General features: G+C 42.6%; 16 protein-coding genes, 2 tRNA genes and 1 riboswitch. Of the genes, 8 read left to right on the top strand and 10 right to left on the bottom strand.

Annotation, left to right across the window (positions count from 1 at the left end; all coding sequences use genetic code 11):
- Positions 1-69: 69 nt before the first annotated feature.
- Both AC1DOV_RS19180 and AC1DOV_RS19175 read right to left on the bottom strand, forming a co-directional pair.
- Positions 70-1,827, bottom strand: a complete 1,758-nt coding sequence (locus AC1DOV_RS19180) for a methyl-accepting chemotaxis protein (RefSeq protein ID WP_477550772.1) — start codon at positions 1,825-1,827, stop codon at positions 70-72.
- A gap of 85 nt (positions 1,828-1,912) precedes the next feature.
- A riboswitch (cyclic di-GMP riboswitch) is annotated at positions 1,913-1,997 on the bottom strand.
- 72 nt (positions 1,998-2,069) lie between these two features.
- A complete protein-coding gene (locus tag AC1DOV_RS19175) occupies positions 2,070-2,840 on the bottom strand; it encodes a DUF1836 domain-containing protein (protein ID WP_339208676.1) in 771 nt (256 codons plus the stop codon).
- Between the two features lie 254 nt (positions 2,841-3,094).
- Here AC1DOV_RS19175 and AC1DOV_RS19170 point away from each other — a divergent pair, with 254 nt between their 5' ends.
- Positions 3,095-4,414, top strand: coding sequence for a hemolysin family protein (locus AC1DOV_RS19170; protein WP_076268110.1), 1,320 nt, complete (start codon positions 3,095-3,097; stop codon positions 4,412-4,414).
- Positions 4,415-4,480: 66 nt separating this feature from the next.
- Here the strand turns inward: AC1DOV_RS19170 and AC1DOV_RS19165 are convergent, their stop codons facing one another.
- Positions 4,481-5,602: a glycerate kinase gene (locus AC1DOV_RS19165; RefSeq protein ID WP_477550771.1), complete on the bottom strand. Its 1,122-nt coding sequence runs from the start codon at positions 5,600-5,602 to the stop codon at positions 4,481-4,483.
- Between the two features lie 94 nt (positions 5,603-5,696).
- Here AC1DOV_RS19165 and AC1DOV_RS19160 point away from each other — a divergent pair.
- Positions 5,697-5,772 (top strand) — tRNA-Thr (locus AC1DOV_RS19160).
- Between the two features lie 8 nt (positions 5,773-5,780).
- Positions 5,781-5,857: transfer RNA gene (locus AC1DOV_RS19155), tRNA-Pro, on the top strand.
- 65 nt (positions 5,858-5,922) lie between these two features.
- Here the strand turns inward: AC1DOV_RS19155 and AC1DOV_RS19150 are convergent.
- From AC1DOV_RS19150 to AC1DOV_RS19125, 6 genes are all read right to left on the bottom strand, one after another.
- Complete coding sequence (locus tag AC1DOV_RS19150; RefSeq protein WP_477550770.1) at positions 5,923-7,308, bottom strand: M48 family metallopeptidase; 1,386 nt, start codon at positions 7,306-7,308, stop codon at positions 5,923-5,925.
- Positions 7,309-7,441: 133 nt separating this feature from the next.
- Positions 7,442-10,609 carry an ATP-binding cassette domain-containing protein gene (locus AC1DOV_RS19145; RefSeq protein WP_477550769.1) on the bottom strand — a complete coding sequence of 1,056 codons (3,168 nt, stop codon included), beginning with the start codon at positions 10,607-10,609 and terminating at the stop codon, positions 7,442-7,444.
- Positions 10,610-10,843: 234 nt separating this feature from the next.
- Complete coding sequence (locus AC1DOV_RS19140; RefSeq protein WP_477512148.1) at positions 10,844-11,260, bottom strand: SRPBCC family protein; 417 nt, start codon at positions 11,258-11,260, stop codon at positions 10,844-10,846.
- The gene (locus AC1DOV_RS19135; protein ID WP_372238995.1) at positions 11,257-11,565 is read right to left on the bottom strand and encodes an ArsR/SmtB family transcription factor; all 309 of its coding nucleotides are present in this window, start codon (positions 11,563-11,565) and stop codon (positions 11,257-11,259) included. The genes AC1DOV_RS19140 and AC1DOV_RS19135 overlap by 4 nt, the downstream gene beginning before the upstream one ends.
- Positions 11,566-12,117: 552 nt before the next feature.
- Positions 12,118-14,874 (bottom strand): glycoside hydrolase family 2 protein, encoded by a 2,757-nt coding sequence (locus AC1DOV_RS19130; RefSeq protein ID WP_477550768.1) that lies wholly within the window; start codon positions 14,872-14,874, stop codon positions 12,118-12,120.
- Positions 14,875-15,129: 255 nt separating this feature from the next.
- Positions 15,130-16,866: a hypothetical protein gene (locus AC1DOV_RS19125; protein WP_477550767.1), complete on the bottom strand. Its 1,737-nt coding sequence runs from the start codon at positions 16,864-16,866 to the stop codon at positions 15,130-15,132.
- A 158-nt stretch (positions 16,867-17,024) separates the two neighbouring features.
- On the opposite strand from AC1DOV_RS19125, the gene AC1DOV_RS19120 reads away from it, so the two are divergent.
- The 5 genes from AC1DOV_RS19120 (at position 17,025) to AC1DOV_RS19100 (ending at position 22,647) form a co-directional block, all read left to right on the top strand.
- A complete protein-coding gene (locus AC1DOV_RS19120; protein WP_477550766.1) occupies positions 17,025-18,020 on the top strand; it encodes a sugar-binding protein in 996 nt (331 codons plus the stop codon).
- Positions 18,017-19,468 carry a sensor histidine kinase gene (locus AC1DOV_RS19115; protein WP_477550765.1) on the top strand — a complete coding sequence of 484 codons (1,452 nt, stop codon included), beginning with the start codon at positions 18,017-18,019 and terminating at the stop codon, positions 19,466-19,468. Before AC1DOV_RS19120 ends, AC1DOV_RS19115 begins: the two co-directional genes overlap by 4 nt.
- Entirely contained in the window at positions 19,443-20,777 is a 1,335-nt protein-coding gene (locus tag AC1DOV_RS19110) for an AraC family transcriptional regulator (RefSeq protein ID WP_477550764.1), read from the top strand. The genes AC1DOV_RS19115 and AC1DOV_RS19110 overlap by 26 nt, the downstream gene beginning before the upstream one ends.
- 234 nt (positions 20,778-21,011) lie before the next feature.
- Positions 21,012-22,385 (top strand): sugar porter family MFS transporter, encoded by a 1,374-nt coding sequence (locus AC1DOV_RS19105; RefSeq protein ID WP_441882897.1) that lies wholly within the window; start codon positions 21,012-21,014, stop codon positions 22,383-22,385.
- Between the two features lie 52 nt (positions 22,386-22,437).
- On the top strand, positions 22,438-22,647 hold the full coding sequence (locus tag AC1DOV_RS19100) for a YrzA family protein (RefSeq protein WP_076268099.1): 210 nt from the start codon (positions 22,438-22,440) through the stop codon (positions 22,645-22,647).
- Between the two features lie 226 nt (positions 22,648-22,873).
- Here AC1DOV_RS19100 and AC1DOV_RS19095 read toward each other — a convergent pair whose 3' ends face one another.
- Positions 22,874-24,325, bottom strand: coding sequence for an amidase family protein (locus AC1DOV_RS19095; RefSeq protein ID WP_477550763.1), 1,452 nt, complete (start codon positions 24,323-24,325; stop codon positions 22,874-22,876).
- Between the last annotated feature and the right edge of the window lie 162 nt (positions 24,326-24,487).

The raw sequence follows: 24,487 nt of genomic DNA, 5'->3' as shown, positions 1-24,487 counted from the left end.
CACAAAGAGGCAGGCAGCACCCCAAACCTATGGATGCTGCCTGCCTCACTCGATTATCATTTTTGTTGCTTACACTTTGAAAACAGCTGCTTTCTCCTTCAAATCCTGTGAGGAAAGTGAAAGCTTCTCCGCAAGCGTGCGCAAATCATCGGAAATATCATTTTGTTTAACTGAAAGCTCGCTCATATGTTCCATTTTCCCATTCACTTCTGAAGACGTCGTCAATAGCTTGTCTACTGCAGACACGATATGAGACATGCCTGTTGTAATTTCACTAATTGCCGTAGAAATCTCGCTCACTTGATCTGACAGCATGCTGCTTTGTGATTCCAATGCTTGGAATGTGCTGCTTGCGGTTTCGGATGCTTGACGCGTCGTGTTAATAACATTCGCGAAGCTGCCGATCGTGCGGCTGCTTGCTGCCACATCGCTTTGTATGAGTGTCAGCTCCTTCGTGATCTGCTTCGAGATCATATCGGTCTGACTGGACAGCTTGCGGATCTCATCAGCAACAACTGCGAACCCTCTGCCATGCTCACCTGCTCTTGCCGATTCAATGGATGCGTTCAGTGACAACAAATTCGTCTGTGTGTTCAAATCCTGAATGCCATTCAAAAACTTAGCTACATTGTTATATCGTTCATTCATCGTTTCGAAAGCTTCAGTTAGCTTTGAGAACTGGTCTACTGTTTCATTTACCATCGAGACCACGCCAGCCATCTGCTGCGTGCCGTTATGAGATGATTGCTTCATATTTTGCATATCATTGTTTATGTATTCACTCGACGCAGCAATTTGCTGAGAGCTTGCTGAGATTTCTTCCGTAACTGCCGAAATGGATGAAGCATCGTCATACTGCGACAGCAACACTTTTCTGCCCAGCTCCACTTGGCCATTTACATCCTCTGATGCTTTTCGATTAATACCAATCATATTATCCATATTATTCGAAATGTGGAGCACAGATTCGCTCACTTCAAGCGTAGCTTTAATCGTTTCTCGCAGCTGATCGCCCATATTAGCCAAAGCGTGGTCAAGATCGCCAAATTCGTCAGAGCGAACGAGTTTTTCTTGACTTGTAAAATCATTATTGCCATACTGCTTAATTCTTTTTGTAATGCCTACAAGTCCTGTTCTAATCGATTGTGAGATGACAAAAATCATAATAGCAGGAAGAATAGCTAGCAAAATGACATTTATAAGCACAATAAGGTTCGCACTGGATATGTCTTTATCGAGAAGCTTCTGCGTCGCGTTAGCGTCTGCGGTCAAACGCTCGTGCATTGTATCGTTGGAATAACTTAGAATGACGGTATATACGCTTATTAGATTGCTTATGCGGAGCGATTTCTCATCTGATGATAATCCACTCACATCTGTATTCGTCACTTTCAAGTTATCTAATGCAAGCTTAAGAACATTAACCTGATTCGCATAATAAGGACCATCTTCCGTTGCAGGCGGATATTTCTTATCCATATCGATAAGCTGTTTCTCTAATTCATCGATGTTGGCAGGCATCGTTTCCAAATCCTTCATGATCAGCGTTGCATCGCTTTTGCCATTTTCAATGGCATCTACCATTAGAAGCATCACTTTCAGCAGCCTATTCGATATACCTTGATAATTGCGTTCAGCACGCTGCAATTCCTCTGAGCCTTCGACTGAGGTTGCTACTGAATGATTTTGAAAATAAATCAAAACGCCCGAGCCTACATTAAAAAGTGTGATGATTGCGGTAACAAGCAATAATTTGCTCGTTATTTTCTTCAAACTCAATTTCTTAAACAGTATTTTTGCTCTCTCTATCCTATCCTTAAAAACCATCCTGCTTGCTCTCTCCTCTGTCTCCTGAAAACAAAAAAAGCTATCCAGCCACAGGAGGCGGACAGCTCAGTTAGCTTATTATCCTTCCGGCGGTCTGGCAGCCATAGTGCGTACACCTTAGGCCCATAACTTTGCGTCCTTGTCTTTCAACAAGTTTGCCTTTTTCAGTTTGTCTATTTTGTAGTTTACAACTTAAACCAGTATAGGACTATTTAGTGAATTTGTCATCCCTTGAACCATATTTATTCTGTGGCTAAAAATAAGGTTGCATTGCAATAACGCCTTGCTAACGAATGAAAATAGGAGGTTTGGATGGAAATAACCGCAACGAGCAAAATATTTCGCACCGCTTCCCATTGTTTTTCCGTTAAATTCGGCAATCTGCTTGCAAATTGATTCGCTGAAGAGCGAATGACATGCTCTGTCAATAAATCTTGATGCGGATTTTCCTTCAAATGACCGGAAATGTCGAGCAGTTGATCGTTATTCGCATCTAGCTCCTCAAACATACTGGTATAAGATGCATATAATTCAATAGGCCCAACTAAATCGTCTGCTTCATCCTCTGGTTTCTTGAATACGATCTCAAAAAGCTTGCGTATTGATTCAAAATCAAGATTTGACTTTAAATCATCAATAATGAATAATAACGCAGCTTGGTTCAGAGAATATTTTTTCCCAGCTTTCGGACAATCGAAATAAGGTTTGAAATCTCGCTTTACCCAGTTTTGCATGGAGGTAATCGACAGATTCGAATATTCGATTAGTTGGCCCAACGCAGCAATTTCATGTAGTGAAAAGCCTTTAATCTCATTTCCTTTAATGAGCTTTTCAATAATTGGAGGCAGCAGCGTAGACATAAATGCAGGCAGTCCCGTGCCTTTCTCCAAGTCACATTGATGCGTTTTGGTCCATGCGGCTTGCAGCACTTGCAGTGGCTTCAAATTATACTTTCCGTCCAGAGCCAGCAGCAAGCAAGCCATCTCTTTTCGAGTAAGCGTAAAGGACTCCATATCGCTTCCTCCTCGCGCATTCGTCTTGCATTCCTATATTACAAGTTCATATGAACTCATCATATGCCGGAGAATGACGCTTGTAAAGGCTCGAAAATCAATGAGAATAAGCCTTTCATTCTCGTTAAATCGCTTTTAAAGCGCGTATAAGGCTGTTACCGTTGGATATGGCATTTGTCATATCATGTAATCATTCGTTATAGTAGATCATAAGAAAAAAAAATATAAACATAAAAGGGTAGTGAAAAACGAAAATGGGTATAGGATTCAATTTATTCATGATTGCTCTTCTTATTTTATTAACTGCTTTTTTCGTCGCAACGGAGTTCGCCATCATCAGACTTCGCTCCAGTCGGATCGATCAGTTAGTGCTTGAGGGCCGGAAGAACGCACTTGCCGTTCAACGGGTTACGAGTAATCTGGATGCCTACTTGTCAGCCTGTCAATTAGGTATTACTATTACAGCGCTCGGGCTGGGCTGGCTGGGAGAACCGACAGTTGAAAAAATGCTTTTACCCTTGTTTGAACGTTTTGCTATTAACGATGACATCAGTCATATTCTATCCTTTTTAATCGCATTTATTTCAGTCACATTCCTGCATGTTGTTGTCGGGGAGCTTGCACCAAAAACGTGGGCGATCCAGAAAGCTGAATTTATTAGCTTCTTAACAGCAAAACCGATTATTTTATTCCACAAAATTTTATATCCTTTCATTTGGTTGCTAAATGGCTCGGCTAACGCTTTGGTTCGCTTGTTCGGATTGAAACCAGCTACAGAGCATGAAGAAGCACACTCGGAAGAAGAAATTCAAATTATTCTTAACGAGAGCTACCAAAGCGGAAAGATTAACAATACAGAATACGGATATGTAAGCCGCATTTTCGCTTTTGACGAATTGCTGGCCAAAGAAATTATGGTGCCCCGCACCGATATGATTTGTTTGTATACAAACAAATCATTAGCTGAGAACATGGAAATTATTCGCAAGGAACAATATACGCGTTTCCCGGTTGCACTTGAGAGCAAGGATAACATCGTCGGCATGATTAACACGAAGCAGCTTTTCCTAGAATATGAATCTGATCGTGATTTGGATTTCAAAAAGCTTGTTCATCCTGTACTGAGCGTTTCCGAGGTTACGCCAGTCAAAATGCTTCTAAAGCGAATGCAATTAGAACGTGTTCACATCGCTATTCTCGTCGATGAATACGGCGGTACTTCCGGACTAATTACAATTGAAGATATTTTGGAAGAAATCGTTGGTGAAATTCGTGATGAATTTGATGCTGACGAACGCAAGGAAATCGAACAGTTGGCCGATAACTGCTATCTTCTCGATGGTAAAGTATCACTTAGCGAGTTGAGCGATCTAACCGGCATGAACTTCGAGGAAGAGGATGTGGATACAGTCGGCGGCTGGTTGTACAGTCAAGTGACCGATCCAAAACCAGGCAAAGAGCACTTTTACGAAAATTATAAATTTATCATTCGTGAGACGAGCAAAAACCGGATTCGCAAGGTCGAAATGCTAATTGAGCAAAATCAAGAAGCCGTTGAAGGCGAAACCGCATAACGATAGGTTAACAAGAAAGAAGCAGCCTTTGCTCACTGCATAGGCTGCTTCTTTTTTGTTATGTCTTTATAACAAGCTGAAAATATGAACGATACGATCAAGCAGCCACTCATCCGTGTGGTCTATCGCCTCTTCTACAGAACATGGACCCGGCACGAGCGAGAAGCCTGCACGAAGACCAAGCTCCGACGTGTATGCTGAACTCGCATCAATTGACCCGCAAACGGCGATTACAGGGATGCGCTGCCCCCGAGCGGCATCACATATCGCCTTGATCACCTTGCCTGATCCCGTTTGGCTGTCTAATCTCCCTTCGCCTGTCAAAATCCAATCAGCGCCAACAATATGCTCCTCAAATCCAATTCTATCCATTACAAGTTTTGCTCCAGCGTGCATAGCGGCGTCAAAAAAAGCTAAAAGTGCTGCACCTGTTCCTCCTGCCGCTCCGCTGCCTGGCAAATTCGCCACATCAATCCCAGTATGCTTGGATATACATTCAGCAAAATGAGCTAATGCAAGGTCAAGCTGCTTGACTGCTTCTGACGATGCTCCCTTCTGAGGACCGTAAACCAAAGAAGCTCCATGCTCCCCGCACAATGGATTACTTACATCGCCAGCAATAATGAAGCTGCTTTCGCGAATGCTCGAATGGAAACCAGCATCATCAATCGATGCAAGCTTCGACAAATGAACGCCTCCAAGCGGCAGCTCTGCTCCACTTTCATCTAACAGCTTCATTCCGAGCGCCTGCAGCATGCCCGATCCGGCATCATTGGTCGCGCTGCCTCCTAAGCAAATAATAAATTGACGATAACCAGAACCGAGTGCATGCCGAATCAATTCACCGGTGCCAAATGTTGAAGCGATAAGCGGATTTTTCTCTTCACTCTTGAGCAAAGCAAGACCAGATGCTTCAGCAAGCTCAATAACCGCGGTTTGGCCATCTCCCAGTACGCCATATCTTGCATGAATGCTTCGGCTGAGCGGATCGTGAACAGGAACCTCGATAAAACTCCCGCCTGTAGCTTGTACCAAAATCTCCATCGTACCTTCACCGCCATCAGCCATTGGGAGCTGTACGATTTCAGCATGTGGATGTACTGTGCGAATGCCTGCTTCCATTGTGCTAGCAATTTGAAATGCGCTGCTTGACCCCTTAAACGCATCCGCTGCAATAACGATTTTCACCCTAATCATCCTTTCAGAAAAAAAATTAAAAAAACACTTGCAATTATTTCAGTTTATATGCGATAATACATCTTGTGTTTAGCGAATACATCTTGCCGTTGTAGCTCAACTGGTAGAGCAACTGACTTGTAATCAGTAGGTTGGGGGTTCAAGTCCTCTCGACGGCACCATCTTTTCCCGGGACGTAGCTCAGCTTGGTAGAGCACCTGGTTTGGGACCAGGGGGTCGCATGTTCAAATCGTGTCGTCCCGACCATCCTAAACATAAAGAATTGAATATACATAAAAGAAAGAAGCTTGAGCAATCAAGCTTCTTTTCTTTTATATTTGATCGCCTAAATTTTGCAACAGCTCGGCGAGCTCGTCAAACCCAGCATCAAGCGCATAATCCTCAGCTGTATATCCTGTTTCATCAACTTTCAACGGATCAGCCCCTGCTTTTAGCAAAAGTTCCGCTCCCTCTATGTCACCATTTTTTGCTGCGGTCATTAGCGGTGTCCATCCGGTACTATCCTGTAAATTCGGATTAGCTCCTTCATCCAGCAATAACGCTACCATCTCTATGCTTTCATTATACAACGCTATCGTTAATGCCGTTTCTTCATAACTTTGCTCAATCACATTCAATTGCGCTCCCGCATCTATCAAAGAAGAAGCGATAGCTGTTTCATTTAGCTGGGCTGCCCACATTAGCGCTGTCCACCCTTCATCGTCTGCTGCATTCGGATTTCCTCCAGCATTAAGCAGAGATTTAACGAGCTCTAAATCAGCCTCTGAAGCTGCACCAAGCATTTGATCATCGGTTGGCGGCCCATCAAGAGAAGACATGAAGGTATCAATCGATTTCGAGAAGGTCACTCCGATCGTAACAGATCCCCCGAGAACAAGAATAACAGCCAAAACGATGATAAGTGCTATTCGCGAAGAGGATGTCTTAAAAATGATATTCGATGAGATGCCTGCATATTGCTGAATCGCGTAGATACGCTTCGGCAGGGGCGGGTGAGTCGATAGCTTCTCAGCCAGCCATACAAATAAACCTTTCTCATAGCTGCTTTGCAGCATATATTCCTCACGGTCTACCCGTTTGTAGAGCGTTTTGCCGATCGCTAATATCGTTAAACCATTCATTGCGGCTTCAGCATCATTGGTGTAATAAGCAGCCATACGGTCGCATGTATATTCGCAAGCCCGCGAGTATGCTTCACCAAGAAATGGAAGCCATAACGCCGGCAATATGAGCAGCTGCTTCGACAAATGATTTCGTTTGATGTGGGCGAGCTCGTGTGAAATGACAAAAGTGAGCTCTTTTTCCCCACCCGCCTGAATCATTTCGAACAAATCGGAATAAAGCACCACCATATTGCGGCCAAAAAAGCGCGAAGCAAACGCATTTAATATCCCGCTCGACTCCATGACATAGAGATCAGGTACAACAGTAAAGCCCATCCGCTCACACTGTGCCTGGGCAATTGCGAACACTTCCGGGAATTGTCTCGGCGTGATCCGAACGCCATTGGTTCGAATGCTTGCCATCATAATCGCTTGAGCGAATAAGGGCAGGAGTATAAGAATCGGTAGGATGAAAATGAAAATAATAGAAATAAACAGACATAAATAAATGAAAACACTAAAGATAAGCGCAAGAACGAAGTAACGATTCTCTTTCTTATGTATGAGCGACGTTTCTAAATCAATTGCATTCAATAAATGGCATCCCCTTCTAAAATAATACCCACATTATACACGATTTCCCAAAGTTATTATACAACCTTCAGCATAACAAAAAAACTCATCTGCAATTTAGGATAGCAAATGAGTTTCTTTCAGTGAATGACATCTAGCTTTGCTCAAGAAACTGATATACAGCCATCATTTCTTGTTTATTCAACTCACGAATGCGATTGAAAATTGGAATATCAGCCACTGCCTCAATATTTGAGCTGTCTTTAACAACATCACTTACTTTGCCGGTCAGCCATGTTTGCACGTCTATGCCTTCAACAATTTCCTTAAGCCCTTCATCATTGATGCCACTTGCATAACAGCTAACACATGGTACCGATAATTTGAACACGCCATCATGGAGCCCATCTTCCGAAATTACTCTTTTCCCTTTGCAGAATGGACATGGCTGGCTAGCTTTAATTTTATTTATTAAGGTGACAATTTTTTTGTAACCAAACGCTTCATAGACATAGGTCAGTTTTTTGTATTTACCATTAGTGAAATACTTATCAATGATCGTTTCTCTCGTTTCGGTGATATTGGCAAAATCACAGACGGTGATCCGATTATTAATACTGATGGATTCGATACTGTTGCTAATACTGCCCCAGAATGGCAGCACATTTTGCAAGACCATTTCGTAGTGGGAAAAGCTCGCAACCTCTAGTTCAAGCATTTTCAGCGCAGCTTGCGTCTCCCTAGGCAATAGAGAAACCTCTTCCGTCAAAACCATATCGCCCCCGACAATCGCTTTCATTTTGTCTAGAACCTGTAGATTTCCAACGGTTTTAATGACTTGATCAAGAGGCTGCTGAATAATCTCACGAATATCCGTCTCGCCAAACTTTAGCTTTTTATGATGCTTTAATACCGTTCCTTGACAAATTGGGCAAGTAATCAATTTTTTGGATTCTTTTATACGCTCTTTAATCTCCGATTTCGATACCACCATATACATCCCAATGATGTGATTAAAGCCTTCCCAAGTCCTTGATGCCTTGCCTACTTTATCATAGAATGACTTTTCCCAATATCCGTACAAAAAAGTATGCTTTTCTGCGTCTGTCATCTCTGCATAACTTTTGCTTATATCCTGGCCGAGCTCATTTTTAATCTCTTCAAAAATAAATTTTATTTTTGGGAATTGATAAAACTTCAAAATATCCATCACATCTGGATGCAATAAGCCATCCCAGAATGGCGCGGTTTTGTCCTGAATAACAATATCAAAATCAAATTTTTCAATTACACGGCGGCCCGAGCAGCATGGGCAATGATTGCCTTGATTATAGAAATCGAAGCTATTCGTATCTTTATTGGTTGGATGTGCCGCCACAATATGGTTGATTAAGCCGCCAATTTCGTAGAGAAAAGTATATTGGCTGTACAAGTGGCGTTCCAAATCAATGGCGATGACGGGTGCAATGGTATCCGATTCATATTCGCCATAAATGAGACGAGCCATAGATGATAAGCTTTTTAAGATGCCGCCTTTATAAACGTTTTCTGCATTTTTAAAATAGGCAATCTGGTTTTCTTTTAAATAATTTACGCCATTTTTTTGATCTAGTGTTGAAGGAATATGGAAAGGAGCAGCTTTATCTTCATGGTTTTGTTCCCGGTAATAATCATCATGACTGACCACATCAAGATGCTCCACGGGTGCAAGCTGTCTTTTGCCAAAATCAACGATAAAATCAGAGCTTTCCAGCATATACGAATTATGTTCAATCATGATTATGGAGACGGATTCATCCTGTAGAATGACCCTCACACTATCAATGAATTGATTCAAAATATTTTGTGATAACCCTTTTGATGGCTCGTCAAAAATAAATAGCGTATTCGGGTTTCTGGAGCCCGCAAACAACTCAGAAACTAAATGAACACATTGAAATTCACCCGTTGATAAGGATTGTGTTTTTCTCTCCAACGTCAAATAACCAAGTCCTAGCTTGATCAATAAGCTCAAGCGTTTATGAGCGATGTCTTCATTTGGCAGCTCAACAATAATATCTTCAATCGAGCGCTGAAAAATATCATCAATATCATCACTATATTTTGTAAGCTTCTTTTTAATATCTAGAAAAGTGGCAACGGTTGACCGGCTAGTGATCGATTGGTTTCGATCTTGCCCAACCATAACCAGCTTATCTTTCGGATAGCGCTTCACAAAATCTTTGGACATGCACTCATTAACAAGTGTGGATTTGCCACAGCCTGACTCGCCTGTAAATGTGACAAGTCTATTTTTAGGAATCTGAATTTCACTGATTTGAATATTCCGGCAGTGAAGATCAAGAAATTGATAATATTCTGTTGGTGCTGCCTCGTTTCGTTCCCCGTGGATTGGCTTTGGACGTGGTGATTCTTCCACTATTTTTCCGCCGTATTTACCGCTGCCAGGGCCAAAAAACAAATGCTTATCCGCTGTGTCCAGCACCGTGTCAGAATGGTCAATGAGCCAAATTTGATTTTTAACTCCCAATTGTTTAATCTCAGCTAAAATTTTCAATAACGTTTGATGATCAAGACCTACGGAAATTTCGTCGATAATAATAACCGTATTCTCACTTGTAGCCATAAATTCAGCCAAGTAGAGCCGAGTTACTTCTCCACCTGACAATGTTCCCATAATTCGATTTAACGTTAAGTAACCAATATTCATATTGATTATATTTTTTAAAATGTTTTGTTTACCTTCACTAATCTTTAGAACTTCTGCTAGTGAATAAATTGTTTCCACACTGAAGTCGTTGATGTCCGATACACTCTGTGCTTGATCCAATAACTCAAATTTATATTGTTCAACTTCTTGATTGTAACGTTTCCCCATACATTTTTTACATTCGATATTTTTAGTTGTTCCGCGGCCTTTACAGTCTGGACACCAGCCTAATTCATTATTAAAAGAAAAAACTTCTGGAGAAAGATTATACTTTTCAGCAAGAGCAACTCGAATTTCAGTAAACACGCCAGTATGCGTACCAATAGTTGAACGAGGATTTGAAGAAATGGATGATCGACCTAGAAAAAGGACAAGCGGCATTTCCTCCATCTTAATGGCACTGAAATTGGTTTCCATAATAGTAGGAAATAGATACTGATACTCCGCCTTTGGCAATAAGGAAACGAGACGTTTCTTCGACTCTTCACCAATGGTTTGAGAAAAAGTTGTTTTTCCAGATCCAGATAAACCAGCTATGCCTAACGATTTATCTACTGGCAGTACTTCATCTAATTTGTTAATATTGTTCGCAATTAATTGCTTTATTTTCATTGTGATCTCCTCTCCAATCTCTAAAAATTTGTCTCTGTATATGATAAAAGCAAGCTTCTACAGCCAACCTGCTATGTTTGCTCATTTAAAATGATTTCAAAAGGCATCTTATCAAAAAGAAAGAGCACAATTCTTACTGCGGAATTGCGCCCTATTTTTTAAAAATGATTCATTTGTATTGATGAATTAAGTTTGGTTCTGAAAAACTGGCATCATGAAAGTTGAAAAATCATATTACAGTTCGGCTAACACTTTTCCAAGCTGATTGCCCTTGTAAGTCCAAGCAGATTTAGCTCCCTCAATTGCTCCCGGACGAGATTTTGTTTCTTCACTAAATCCAGTTTGATCGAGGTGTAGATGAACCGTTCCATCTGAACCTTCTTTCAAAGTCCATGTAATTGTCGTATTTTCTCCGGCACTTATCCAAGTGTAAGATAATGTATGAGGCTCGTCCACTATAAGCACTTCGCAATCTACAATGCCGTTCCACCATTCGGAAGGCTCCGTTTTGAACTGAAATTTATGTCCAACGACCGGTTCAAAATCATTATTCCAAATCCATTTCGCAAGCGTATCTGAATCCGTTAGAGCATTCCACACTTGGTCGATTGAGCTTGTAAATTGATAATCTAATGATACATCTGGTTTCATTTCTTTTCCTCCAATATAAGTTTTAATTTATCTATTCTTTCATTCCAGAAACCTTCATAAAAAGATACCCAATCTTTTATTTCTTTCAACGGATTAGCATTCAATCGATATCTCGTTTCTCTGCCAACCTTTTGAGCAATGACGAGATCGGCATCTTTCAGGATTGCCAAATGCTTGGAAACCGCTGTTCGACCCATTTGAAAATGAACCGTTATCTCATGTAGGGGCAAGTCTTCAACTTCTGCCAACAATTGAATTAGTTTTCGCCTTGTTGGATCGGCAACAGCGTCGTAAACATCCCTCATTTGACCTTTATCGTTCAAAACCACCCCCACCTTTTCATTATTATTTACTGTAATGTTGCCGATTAAACGACATAACAGCTTATTAAGACACCTTTTGGAGTCATATTGATTATAGGACACCAAAAAGTGTCCTGTCAAGTTTCTTGCTCATCCACTATGTGGCCTTTAAATCTTACTTTGTTAGTTTAACAGAGTACCCTGCTTACACAAAAAAGACTCTTCAGCCGCTTAGCTAAAGAGTCTCTCCTTCTATCTCTTCTTATCTAAAGTTTAGTTTATCATTACAACTAATGATCCGATTCATCCCATTTTTTCGAATAGGCTTTTTTTGTAACCCAAAGTGTCAGCCATGTGAGCAATACAACGATAATACCCGAAAAAATCCATACACCTGCAGGAACGTTCATCTATATGTACCCCCTCTTTGTCTACTCCCTCTATTTTACAAGATCCCATTCGATTATTTTCAACAGATCCGTTAACAAATTCGTAACTTTTCTAATCATAAATCATCATGGACGGAGTAGCAAATAACGGATTACACTTCATGAATTAACCTCTATGGTGAACGATAATATCGATCGGATAACGACCAGCATTGCGTCCGTAAAGCGTCAAACCGCCTTGTTCAGCTTCGAGCTGAAGCTTAAAGCTGCGATTTTTGTTCAGCTTAGCAGTCAATGCACTAGGTAAAATAACTTTGCAGAGATAACCGTATGATCCTGCATCCTCCAGCTTGTTAGAAACCGCTTGATAGTGCCAAGACAGAACGCCACGGCTATCCGCTGGATCATCTCTCAACACAATCGTATCAACTAGCTGTCCATCAATGAGAACATTCAGCTTAGCTTCATGGCGATCCGAATCCGTCATAAAATATGAGTTTATGTTGTACTCAGGATCTGACAGCGCACCATGCATAAAGGAAATGTCCAGCTTTTTCTGAATGCTTTCCTCAAGATCACGTTTTAGCAGACGCTTGGAGCCCGCTTCAAAAAACAGTTCAATATCATAAATCATCGTTTGCTCCGAAATGGATGGCAGCTGTACATCATACGTAAATTGTCCTGCAATTCCGCCATTCACTTTCTGATTCTGCAACGAATTCCAGCTATGCGGCCACTCGCTATTGGTGAAGCTTGCAACCGGTACGCTTATCGTTTGGCCGTCAACCTCATATTTCCCATTGGTTTGACCGCTGCGAACGTCAAAAGTAACGAAGTTGCGTGTAATCGTTTTGCCATCGGAAGACAAGAGACGTACTGCAATTACCGCAACCGCATCCTGCTGAGGCATTTTCAAGGAAAGCGGCTGCAATACACTCACGCCGAATCCGTTCCAGTCAATGATTTCGTGTCCTGATTGTGCGACAGTACGTACACCAAAATGATCATACGACAGCTCCCACGCCAGTTGAAGCGCTTGACCATGATAACGGTCCGAGAAGCTGGAACGCAAAAGCTCCAATGTAACCTGCGAGCCTGTATCCAGCGTTTGACAAGGAGGTGCATCAATAACGATAAAATCTGGCGAGTGCAAATCTGCGATCGTCATGCCGGGAACGAACCACTCGTAGCCAAAATGCTTGTCGGTGCCGTCCAAACGGTAATAACCGTTAAACTCATTTACAACATCGCGGAATTCTGTAAATACGAAACCGCACATTTTATCATGACGGCGGAATTCATTCATCATATATCGGTAATGCCAAGCTAAGTCGCTATCTCCTGCTCCGCCTTCGATCCCCCACACATTGCCGCATTCGCTGTTCATTAATGGTGCATCTGATTGTACATTGCCCGCAGTATAGTTAAAGGTAGAACCTACGAACGTTTTATCAACGACCTCTGTTACATGGTTGCGTAGCTCATTGTAGCCATTAATGTAGAAATGCCAAGTGTTAATATCAGACTCCACATGATCATAGTTACATGGTGAGTTATCTTCAACTATACGGGTTGGATCAACTTGTTTGGCCCAACGATAGATGGAACGAACCCACTCCTGCGTTTGCGGCAAATAATTTTGCGGATGTGATGCATCTGTTGTTAGTGACGCGGATTCACTTTCCGTTTTCAAGCCCCATGTCTCATTAAACATGACCCAAGAGAAAATCGACGGGTGATTGTAGTCACGATCAATAATTTCACGCGCTTCACTCTCGTAAGCAAGCCGTGCCTGCTCATCCGGGTCCCCCCAGAAGCATGGCATATCCTCCATCACGAGAATTCCAAGTTTGTCGGCCCAGTAAAGCTTGCGCGGCTCTTCCGGCTTTATGTGAATCCGAACAAAGTTCAATCCTAAACGTTTTAAAAGGAAAATTTCATCATGCATTTCTTGATCGGACGGGTACGTGAAAAATCCGGTTGGATGGAAGGATTGATCCAACGTTCCATTCAAATAAACAGGTTTGCCATTCAACATAATCCAGCGATAATTCCGATCGCCTACAAGTGCAGTTGAAATTTCACGAATACCAAAATAAGTGCTTATAACATCCGACTGACCATTGCTGGATAGGGAAACTTCGCCTTCATATAAGAAAGGAGATTCTGGACTCCACAGCTTAGGATCTGCCACTACAAATGAAGTGCTGATCGTATTGGGTCCTTCTGTCAGCTCTGCTTCGAATTGATGTGATACAGCACCCTCTGCAAACAAGAAGGAAAGCTGAGCATGACCTGCGCGGCTTGCTATCACTCTAGTCGTAACTTGTATAGTACCGTCCAATTTTGTATTAAACTTCGAATCCTGTACATAGTTTTGAGGACGAGCCTCCAGCCATACGGGCTGCCAAATGCCGCGAATTTCTCCATAACCTTGCTTGCCACGGCCTTGGAATGAATGATCAAAATCTTCAACACGAACCGTAATCGAGTTTGTGCTGTCGATTGACCAAACGTCTGTTACATCAAATTCGAAATGGCCATATCCGCCTTCATGCGAACCAATGGAGATCCCATTTACCCATACGTCGGACTTAAAATCGACTGCTCCAAAGCGAAGGATTACTCGCGCATCAGCTAGCTCTGGTGCCCAATCCACTTCCTTATCGTACCAAGCGATGCCTTTATCATTGCTTCCGATTCCCGACAACGGGCTTGACCAGGAGAAAGGAACAGTGATTTCTGACTTTAAGGATTGCCCCTTCGATTTATGCCAATCTGCACCGATGCCGCCATTCACATGATCAAATTCAAAGGACCATGCTCCATTCAAATTCAACCATTCCGAGCGCTGCCAATCTGGCCGAGGATACTCAGCTCGAGGGATGTTCACTTGTGATGCATGTACCGTATTTAAAGACATTATTAATCACACTGCCTCTCCATTGATATTTTGATGACGTTCATAAGATTAATTAAAAAGTTAATAATAAACTGAAATAACAACCATTTCGTAACAAGAATACGTCTTCATTAACTTGTTTGTCAACTATTACTTTGAAAACCCGTGATAAACCTATTATATAGTTAACTATTAAGTTACTCTAATATATGGTGAATCCTCATTGAAATCAAAAAAAGGAAGCTGGCCTTAGCCAAGCTCCCTCCAAATATAATGCTAAAGCTTTCTGATCTGACCGATAAATATCTCGGAAGTCAGCCATCTCCGGAATATAAGAAATAACATAACTGACGGCAGGCTTGTCAATGCTCCAAGCTGCAGCATTAATGTACTGTCCATTTCTCCTCCTGAGCTTGCAAACTGTACTAATTTCATTATCGGTGTTTGCAGCTCCATATTAGAAATATAAATTAACGCTGGTAAGTATGAGTTCCATAATATGACGAAATGGAGGACGCCAAGCGCAAGCAGTGGCTTCCATATTTTTGGGATAAACAGAGTGAAGAACGTATGCAGTTCCCCTTTTCCCGATAGCTCGGCCTCAGTCTTTAAGTCGGCGTATCTACTGTTGAAAATACTTTTGAGAACAAAAACCGCCGCTAAATTAAAAAAGCCGAATATCATTTGCGGAATAATCGTATTGACCATTTCCAGGCTCCGAACGAATAGGTACTCATTAATCATCCCGCTTCCCATCGAAATGACGATAAGCAGAAACAACTTATACCAGCTGCGCCCTGGCAAATGTTTGACAGTCAGCGGATAAGCGAGTGTGACGGTCATCAATAAAAATATAATTACAGCAATAAAGTTAACGACCGAATAAGAAAAAACGTTCCAGAACGATATGAAGCTCCACACCGATTGCCTTACTTCTCCGGCTTCAGTGAACGGATAGATGAACAGCATATACAGTAAAAAAATGACAACGATTGAATATAAGCAAGCTGTCACAATCCCAATTATGCTGCGTCCATTATTCGTTGTTTTAATGTCAGCTGCACCTGTGTGATTACTGAATAATTGCTTTAAAAACAATCTTTTTACAATGAAATATGCGATGATCGTAAAGAGCAGTTGAACCGCAAATTGAAAAATGCCCGCAGCAGCTGAAGGACTTACGTTCATCATCAAAAAACCTAGTTGAAAAATATAAGCGTCAAGCGTCTCTCCTGTCTTCGATACCAAGGGATTCAGCAAGCTTCTAATGAGCTCATAGTCCGTGGACATGATGGCAGACAGCTGCAGCACCATAAAAGCGGCTACCGCTTTCAGTGCTGGAATCACATTCATTACAAGGTAGCTATTCCCGATGCCTGCAAGCCCCGTTTCTTGCCGGTTCACTGAAGCATGCTTCGAGGCTATAGCTGCAAGCGCGATGATGATCGGAATACCGCATGTTTTTAACACTTCAACGAATACAATGATCGGTCGAAATAATGTCTCATCCCCCAAAATCAGCGTCCCAGAGGTTAGAAAAGGAGATGTGTTTATCGACAGTATATAAATGAAAATATACACAAAAACAATAGAAGGAATGAAAAAAGGAATAAGAAATAAAGACGAGAACAGCCCTCTCAACCACTTGTAACGAATATTGCTCAGAGCAAGCGCCAAAAGGAATGCGATACATCCGCTAGCCAGTGTATAACCCGTTTTGATAATAAATGTATTTACAATTACCCTTCGGAAGTTCTCATCGTTAAACAATTGGGCAAAATGATTAAAGCCTACCCAAGAACTCTCAAATAGGCCAACAAAAACTTTGTAGTCGACAACCGATAGAATTATACCGTTAGCAAATGGAAGCAGCTTAAAAATCAATATGAGCATAAGAGCGGGAATGACGATCAAGTAATGCAGCTTGAACTTCCATATTCTCTGAGGCAGACTGTCTGGATCATGTAATTGGTTATGTAGATTGCTTTGGGCATTAGGCGGTTGATGCTCCATAATAAACCCCTTTCTTTTTCCGTAATTTTACTAAATTATAATGATTTAGTTGTATGTTGTATAGCTTCAATATCGCTCATTTTCGCTGCAGCTTTTGATTATTCGCCTGTTCTTGTATAATAATCCGATATAAATGGACGCAGTAAGGGAGTTGTATAATGTCTAATCGTAAATGGAACATAGGCATTGCCATTCTGTTTATTGTATTTTCCAGTCTTTTGCTAAGCTTCTTTCTCTCCACGCTTCGGATAAAGGATCTGCTGCAGCCAATTCTCTCAAGCGAGGTAAGCCAGAAACCTCCTTATCACATTGTCCTCATCTCCCAAGAAATCGATAATCCATATTGGCGATCAATTGAACGAGGTGCAAAAGATGCAGCGGTTGAATTTGGGATGGAGCTTGAATATACAGGACCGTTTCGCATTAATCCCGCGGAGCAAATGAAGCTGCTGGAGAAAGCTATTGCAGCCAAAGCTGATGCGCTGCTCGTACAGGGGCTTAGCGACCCGCAGTATATCGGATTAATTAATAAAGCGATTAGCTATGGCATTCCTGTCTTAACGATTGATACAGATGCTCCGAACAGCCGCAGGCTCTCTTATGTCGGCACAAACAATTTCGATGCAGGCAAAGTTATGGGTGAATTGGTTGCCGAAGCGGCTGGAAATCATGGGCAAATCGCCGCTTTAATCGGAAACGAGCAAGCCCCCAATCAGCAGCTGCGGCTTGCTGGATTTCGAGAGGTTATTTCACGTTACCCCGAGCTGAATCTTGTCGAGGTGCGCTCCTCAAACATTTCACGCCTCCAAGCATCAGGTGAAACAGAGGAACTGCTTCAGCACTATCCACAGCTGAATGTAATGGTCGGATTAAGCGCACTCGATGCGATCGGCATCGCGGAGGCCACTGAACGCATTCGGCCAAAAGGCCTGCAAATTTTTGCATTTGATGCGCTCGATGAAACTTTGGAGCTTATTCGCAGTGGAATCATCCATTCAACCATTGTCCAGCAGCCTTACGACATGGGCAATGAAGCTGTATCACAGTTGAACGATTACCTCCATGGCAAGGAGCTTCCTGTGCAGCATTTTACGAAAATATCGGTACAAGGCCAGAAGCCCTTCGTTCAAGAAAATGGAGAAACTAGCCCATGACCATTCGGACTAAGCTGCTCATTTTCATCCCATTACTCGTTCTCCTCATTAATATGGTTACGTTCTTTTTATTTCAAAGTGGAAAGATGGTTCAGCAAAGCTATAATCAAATGATCGATCGTATCCTTTTGTACAACCAGTCCTCCAAGGTTGTAAATAACAACTTAAGTACGCTGCATAGCTATTTGCTTAATCCAGACGACAGCAAAAAAAAGCGATATGATCATAGTCGAGTGGAACTTCAGGATCTGCGCTTGCTGCTCCAAGAAAAGTCGAATATTTCCATATCTTCCTCGACTATTACTAGCTACGTTCATCTGTTAGATACTTTTTTGGAGCAGCAGCAAGACGCTTTCACTGCAGCTTCTGCCGAAAGGTCGAAGGTGTCGCTCACTCAATACGAGAATGCGGAAAGGACAGCAAGCTTCATACAAGAGGACAGCCAGCAGCTGGTTGAATTGGAGTTAAACATTTATGAACCTGTATATGAGCAGATTCAAGCTGAAAATAAACGCATGTATTTGCTCGGTGCCGCCGTCTTCATAACGAACACCCTGCTGAGCATTTTACTTGCCATATGGATTTCACGCAGCATTACTGGACCTGTAAGCAGTCTTGTCTCACGTGCGAAGCAGATCTCCAAGGGACATCTAAAGCAAAGCTCAAACGAGCTGCAAGCCAAGGATGAGCTTGGCGTATTATCAGGCGCATTCGAGCAAATGTCGAGCGACCTCCTCGAATTGATGGAGCGGGATAAAGAAAGCCTGGAGAAGGATCGACTCGTTAAGGAATTAGAGCTGCAAGCGCTGCAAAGCCAAATTAATCCGCATTTTCTCTTTAATACGCTCAATGTATTATCCAAGCTAGCGCTCATTGAAGGAGCCGAGAAAACAAGTGATCTCATTATTTCGATGTCCAATTTACTGAGATATAACTTGCGCAATCTGGAGCATGCGGTCACGCTCAGAGATGAGGTAGCACATGTAGAGGAGTACTTCACCATTCAACAAGCACGCTTTCGCGACCGCATTCAGCTGGTGAAGGATATCGACCCATCTGCATTGTCATTTCACATCCCTGCGCTCACGCTTCAACCCATCGTAGAAAACGCCTTTGTTCATGGCATTGAACGTATGGAGAATGGAGCGAAGATTCGCCTTGAAATAAAGCATGATCAACATCATGTACGTATCTCTATATCCGACAATGGCAGCGGAATGACTGAAGAGATTCGAGTTTCGCTGCTCCGAATGGAAATTGGCGCATTCACCGAACAATCAACAGGCCTTGGCACAAAAAATGTGTTTAAGCGCCTCCAACTATTTTATGGTCTACATGGATTAGTCGATATTGAAAGCGAACGGGGCATCGGAACGACAGTCACAATCCGAATACCTGTTAGAGAGGACGGTGAAAACATACATGTACCGACTGTTAATCGCGGATGATGAAGCACTTGAGCGGGAAGGCTTGGAATTGATCATTGAACGAATGCTTCCGAATACCTTTCAAACAATCCATGCCGAGAATGGACGTGTCGCGATAGAAAAAGCAGAGGAATATCGCCCCCATATCGTACTTATGGATGTCAATATGCCCGGCATTCAAGGTTTAGAAGCAATCCGCGAAATCAAGCATACCTTGCCGGATGTGAAGTTCGTCATGGTGACCGCTTATGATTATTTTGCATATGCCAAAGAAGCCCTTTCTCTCGGAGTGAAAGAGTATTTAGTCAAGCCTGCCAAACGCGAGCATATCATACATACGCTTCAGCAGCTCATACAGGAACTCGAGCTGGAGAAGAGGAAACGCTCGGACGAACTAGAGCTGTGGCATAAAGTTTCTCAATTAATGCCTTTAGCAGAAAATGAACTCGCTATGATGTTTATGGTCGATCATGTTACAAATACCGATATCGAGCAATTATCAGAATGGCTCAGCTTTCCACTAGGACAAGGCTGTGCGATCGTGATCGCATTTCCCGAGCATGTCAAAGCTAATCGTAAGCAAAAAGTTTACGATACGATTAGAAGCTTTATCAAATCATCTTTAACGAATAGTGTTGTAAGCTCCTTAATTGATCGCCATATGGCTATCTTCATCAATCATGATAAATCTGTTGTGGACGCAGATTGGAAGGCAGCCGGAACCGCTTTAGGTGAAGAACTATGCACGATCGCAGCACGTCAGCTTGAGGTTGACATCTTAGTCGGAATCGGAAAAACGCGCTCGGGTGTTGAGGGTTTGCGCAAATCCTATTTTGAGGCTGTATTTGCCTCCAATTATTATGAGCAATGCGGCAAGATATGCCACTTTGATGAATTGATACATGGTGCAGTCCCTTCACTGAATCGTGATAACAAGCAGCATGAACATGTGGAAGCTATACCTGAAGCGTATGTTATCTCAGCAATGCAGCGCATTCGAGAGCAGCGGGAGCAGCAAACCCAATCCGTGCTAGACCGTGCACAACGTTTTATTCAGGACAACTATACAAAGGACCTCTCACTCGAAGAAGTAGCCGAATCCGTTCATCTAAACCCACACTATTTCAGTAAAATATTTAAGCAGCAAGTAGGCACAACCTTTATCGAATATGTCACTGCCCTTCGTATCGAAAAGGCGAAAGCGTTAATGGCAACTGGAAAACTGAGTTTAAAGGAAGTTTGCTTCGAGGTCGGTTATAATGATCCAAACTATTTCAGCCGTGTCTTTAAAAAAGTGACCGGTGTTCCCCCCTCCGACTACCGGGGATAAAAAAATGAGCAAATAAGTAAAGTCCATGCTGCAACGACATGGACTTTTTTGTGCTGGGATGACAACAAAATGCTAGTTCTCTTTATTCGTTTCCCTATGCGTGCAATGTCTAAAATAAATGCGGGAACAACACTCATTAATGCAGGTTTTTACGAGCGGATTCGCTCTTTTTGCATGCTATAATAAAGTTCGTTTTCACGCAGGAAAGGTTTTTGACAGAGAGGAGAAACGGAAATGGAAATGCCGATTACTAACAAAAATGAACAAGTAAGCATGAAATTTGTGACGCTTGTTTCCATTGTTTCCGCTCTTGGCGGATTATTATTCGGATTCGATACAGCAGTCGTATCAGGTGCTGTCGGTTTTATGGAGGATCGATTCGACTTATCAAAGCTACAAGTGGGATGGGCTGTATCGAGCTTAATTATTGGCTGTATTGTTGGCGCGGCTATGTCTGGTATTTTGGGAGACCGCTTCGGACGTAAAAAGGTACTTATTGCTGCCGCGATTCTATTTATTATCAGCTCAATTGGCTCAGCTGTTCCGGATACTTTTTCCGCGTTTATTGTGGCTCGGATTATTGGTGGAATCGGAATCGGAATTACCTCTACGTTATGCCCGCTTTACAATGCCGAAATTGCACCTGCAAAATATCGCGGCAGACTTGTTGCACTTAACCAACTCGCCATCGTTACAGGCATCTTTCTTACTTATTTCGTAAACCTATGGATTTCCAGATCAGGTGACGAAGCATGGGGCATCGCCTCCGCTTGGCGCTGGATGTTCGGAGTTGGCGCTATACCTGGTTTGTTATTTATGATTTTGCTATTTTTTGTGCCCGAGAGCCCAAGATGGCTGATCAAGCAAGGGCGCGCAGCGGCAGCTCTTCCGATCTTATTGCGTATTCACGGCGAAGAGCTCGCCAAAAAAGAAGTGATCGATATTAAGCATTCGTTCGAGCAAGAGAGCGGTTCGATTCGGCAGCTATTCTCTCCAGGGCTTCGAATTGCTTTAATTGTAGGAGTTGGACTTGCTGTGCTCCAACAGGTGACAGGCATCAACGCTGTCATGTATTATGCGCCAGAAATTTTCAAAGCAACAGGCGCAGGAACAAACGCTTCATTGATCCAAACGATTTTGGTCGGCTTTATCAACTTATTGTTCACCCTCGTTGCTCTATGGCTCATTGATAAAGTAGGACGCAAAGCGCTTCTGCTCGTTGGTTCGGCTTCCATGTCGATTTGTTTGATTGTTATAGGCATCGCTTTTCAAACGGGACATGCAGCAGGTCCACTCGTGCTTATTTTTATTTTATTGTATGTGGCTTCATTTGCTATTTCGCTTGGACCAGTCGTATGGGTCATCATGTCTGAGATCTTTCCTAACCGTATTCGCGGAAAAGCGACGGCTATTGCTGCAATGGCGCTCTGGGCAGCGGATTATCTGGTTTCACAGTCGTTCCCGCCTATGCTTAGCTCTACAGGACCTGCCGCTACGTTCTGGATTTATGGTGGCATGGCCTTGCTCGCCTTCTTGTTTACATGGCGTGTTGTACCGGAAACCAAAGGAAAATCACTTGAAGAAATTGAAGCTTTGTGGGTGAAGTAATATCTCTGTATAATGGGTTTAGGTTATAAATCTATTTATAGGAGATAAACAAATGGACTTCCGACTAGATTTAATTGAAAATAAGATCGAATTTTTTGAAGCCTATGACTTGAAGACGCTAGAGCTAAAAATCGATCAGCAAATTGAAAATAATAAAGGTTTGCTGCTAGAGGTGTTCCACGTCAGCCATCATGCTGTATTTAATCCTAAAATTGAAAAGATGCTATATAGCGCGGTTGTTCACTTTAAAGCGAAGAAATAGCGCTATAAAGGCATACAAATCCTCCCGACTCCAACAGTCGAGAGGATTTTTTTTAAATATAGGAAAGTATATCATTTTCTCATACTTATCTTATATTTCACCATCAAAGCTACACAGCGTCTAAAGGACGACCAAGGCGTTTTTGATTGTTACGCGCTTAAAAAGCTCTGAGTCAAATCTCCGTCAAACGTATAATAGTCGAGATGCGGCATCTCGTCCTATTCCATTAAATAAAGCTCTTTAATGAAGGCGGACGCCTCACCATGCTGTGCTGCTCGTATGCATAAGCGAGTTTAATGAGCATCGGCTCCTCGAAAGCTCTCGCAGCGAATGTCACACCAAACGGCACTCCTTTTGAAGTATAGCCAGCTGGGACGACAATCGATGGATAACCTGCACGCGATGTAATCCTTGCTCCAAAGTCAGCAGGAAAAAGCAGCGCGTCAAGCTGATGCTCCTTCATCGTCGCATCTATTCCCTCTTCCTTGCATAAACGGAGATCTGCAATCCGATCTCGAAGATATGGAAGCTCAGTCTGCGTACCTGAAGTCGTCGTTTCTGCTAGCAGCAGAGTGGACTGTCCATACTTCAAGGTTTCAACCGGATACTCGTTATTAAAAGCAATAATGTCTTTGAGCGAGCGAATTTTGCCGTTTGGAGGCAGCTTGGACAAATAAGCGTTTATCGAGGATTTGAATTCATTCAGCACTACCGATGAATAAACGATTTGCCTAGCAGTTCTTACATCAGCCGGGTCAATGATGACCGCGCCTTGTTTTCTCATCACCTCTACTGCGTCGTTAAATATGGCTAGCTGCTCGTCCGTTAATTCCTCAAAAAAATAATCTCTAGGAATGCCAATTCGTGCACCCCCAAGACCTTTCGGATCAAGGAAAACACGATAATCCTTATGTTTTTTAAAGTACCCCGCACCCATTGCAGCATCCCTGTCATCATGCTCCGTTATAGCGTTTAATACGATTACTGCATCCGTTACGGTTCTTGCCATTGGTCCCGCAGTATCCTGTGAGTTCGAGAGTGGTAATATGCCTGATCGGCTCACCAGTCCAACGGTCGGCTTAATGCCCACGGTTGAGCTTAAATTGCCTGGATTTAAGATCGATCCTGAGGTTTCCGTGCCAATCGAAGCCATACAAAAATTACAAGCCACCGCGACGCCTGAACCAGCGCTTGATCCGCCTGTCGGCGTAGATATGTTGTAAGGATTAAGAACTTGGCCGCCCCGCGAGCTATAGCCAGACGGCATTCCATCAGTCATAAAGTTAGCAAACTCCGTCATATTCACTTTCCCTAATATAATGGCCCCCGCTTCGCGCAGCCTTTTTACAATAAAAGCATCTACTCCCGCATAGGAATTGGCAAGCGCAAGCGAGCCAGCGCTCGTATGCATGTTATCCCCTGTATTAATATTATCCTTGAGCATGATGGGGATGCCGTGAAGCGGACCTCTTGGGCCTTGGACAGCTCGTTCGCTGTCTAATGCAGAAGCTATAAATAAAGCATCGGGGTTAAGCTCAAGCACCGAATTTATCGTGAGTCCATCTTTATCATGCGCTGCAATTCGGTCAAAATAAAATAGTACAAGTTCGCGAGATGTGATCTCGCCAGTTTCCAAAGCGGCTTGAATGGACGAAATGGTTGCCTCTACGATTTCCATGCCTCTTATACCCCTCATCAACCCGAATATGTACGATATGAGCCTAGTATATACTATTTTTTGGTAATGAACATCATTGATAAAGGCAAGCTAATGAGCTTAGACTAGAAATATTGCAGACAAGGAATGATTTTCATTAGAAAAGAAACAATAATAACGATT

Source organism: Paenibacillus sp. 01T47 (assembly GCF_056398245.1).
The sequence above is the reverse complement of the archived record's forward strand: the minus strand, read 5'-3'. Positions and strand labels throughout refer to the sequence as shown.